This is a genomic window from Kitasatospora sp. NPDC001159, from assembly GCF_053598235.1.
Window position 1 is genome coordinate 1 of the sequence record NZ_JBSFJV010000254.1, and the last position, 2,147, is coordinate 2,147.

Annotated in this window: 1 protein-coding gene; it reads right to left on the reverse strand. The window is 72.9% G+C overall.

From position 1 onward, the window contains the following. Nucleotides 1-2,147 (reverse strand): non-ribosomal peptide synthetase (locus ACWC9T_RS41615; RefSeq protein WP_449826219.1); only part of this gene is annotated, 2,147 nt, incomplete at both ends.

A 2,147-nucleotide genomic window follows, 5' to 3' on the forward strand; every position in this document is an offset into this window, starting at 1 on the left:
AGCAGGGAGTGTCCGCCGAGGTCGAAGAACGAGTCGTCCACGCCGACCTGCGCCAGCCCGAGCACCTCCGCGAACAGCGCGGCCAGCACCTCCTCGCGGGCTGAAGCCGCGGTGCGGCTGACGGCCGTGGTGGTGTAGTCGGGGGCGGGCAGGGCGCGGCGGTCCAGCTTGCCGTTCGCGGTCAGCGGGAGCCCATCCAGCACCACGACGGCGGCGGGCACCATGTAGTCGGGCAGCATGCCGGCTAGGTGCTGTCGCAGTGCGGTGGTCAGCTCGGTCGGCGCGACCTCGGTATCGCGGTGGGCCGGGACCAGGTAGCCGGTCAGTCTCCGATCGCCGGGTGCGTCCTCGCGGACGATCACCGCGGCTTGGGCCACATCCGGATGTGCCGCCAACGCGGCTTCCACCTCGCCGAGTTCGATCCGGAAGCCGCGGATCTTGACCTGGTGGTCGGCCCGGCCCAGGTACTGGAGTTCGCCGTCCGCGGTCCAGCGTGCGAGGTCGCCGCTGCGGTACATGCGCTCGCCGGCCTCGCCGAACGGGCAGGCCACGAAGCGCTCCGCGGTCAGGCCCGGTCGGCCGAGGTAGCCACGCGCCAGCTGGGCACCCGCGACGTACAGTTCGCCGGTGACGCCGGGCGGCACGGGGCGCAGTGCCGCGTCCAGCAGGTAGACGCGCAGGTTCGGCAGGCCGCGTCCGACCGGGCTGGCGAACTCGGGCCGGTCGGCCTGCGAGGCGGCGAGCTCGGCGTAGGTGACGTGCACGGTGGTCTCGGTGATTCCGTACATGTTCACCAGCAGCGGCGCGTCCTGCGGGTGCCGCTCGTACCAGGCGGCCAGCCGCCCGGGATCGAGTGCCTCGCCGCCGAACACCACCACGCGCAGCGCGAGTCCGCTGCCGGTAGCCGCAGTGGCCGCCTCCGCCTGGACGAGCTGGTAGAAGGCGGACGGGGTCTGGCTGAGGACGGTCACCCGGTGCCGGGCGAGTAGGCCGAGGAAGCGGTCCGGTGAGCGTGAGACGTCGAAGGGCACGACGACCAGGCGACCACCGTGCAGCAGCGCGCCCCACAGCTCCCAGACCGAGAAGTCGAACGCAAAGGAGTGGAACCAGGTCCAGACGTCCTCGGCGCCGAAGCGGAAGTCGGGCCGGGTGGCGGCGAACAGCCGAGCGACGTTGCGGTGGGTGACGGTGACGCCCTTGGGCCGGCCGGTGGAACCGGAGGTGTGGATGACGTAGGCGGGGTGTTCGGGCAGCAGCGGGGTGGTGCGCTCGGCGTCGGTCAGGTCGGTCGGGTCCAGGCCGGCCAGCGCGGACTGCGTCTCGGGCACGTCGAGCACCAGGACCGGGCGGCTGCCCGCCGGGGCGGTCAGGCTGGTGGCCTGGGCGGCCAGGTCGGTGAGGACGAGCGCGGGGGAGCCGTCCCGGAGCAGGTAGGCGATCCGGTCGGCAGGGTAGGCGGGGTCGATCGGCAGGTAGGCGGCGCCCGACTTGAGGACGGCGAGCAGCGCGACGACGAGGCCGGCGGAGCGCCCCATGGCGACGGCAACGACCGTCTCGGGGCCGATGCCGCGCGCGGTCAGCAGGCGCGCCAGGCGGTTGGCCCGGGCGTTCAGATCGGCGTAGCTCACCTCGACGGCCGGGCCGTCATCCGGCTGGACGAGGGCGATCGTGTCGGGTGTGCGGGCGGCCTGCGCCTGGAACAGCTCCGGCATCGTGGCGTCCGGGCCCTCGGCGGTGCGGTCGTTCCAGGTGATCAGGATGCGCTCGCGCTCGGCCGCGTCGAGGACCTCGATCGTGTGCACCGGCCGCCCGGGGTCGGCGGCAACGGCGTGCAGCACCCGATTGAGGCGGTCGGCGATCGTCCGGGCGGTGGCGGGGTCGAACAGGTCGGTGGCGTAGTTGAGGATGCCGGTCAGGCCGGCGGGGGCGCCGTGCTCGTCGAAGGCCTCGTTCAGGTTCAGGTCGAGGTCGAACTTGGCGGTGCCCTCTCCAGCGGGCAGGGGGGTGGCGGTGAGGCCGGGGAGGTCGAGGGCGGCCTGCGCGGTGTTCTGCAGGACGAGCATGATTTGGAAGAGGGGGTGGCGGGCGAGTGAGCGGGTGGGTGCGAGGTCTTCGACGAGGCGTTCGAAGGGGAGGTCTTGGTGTTC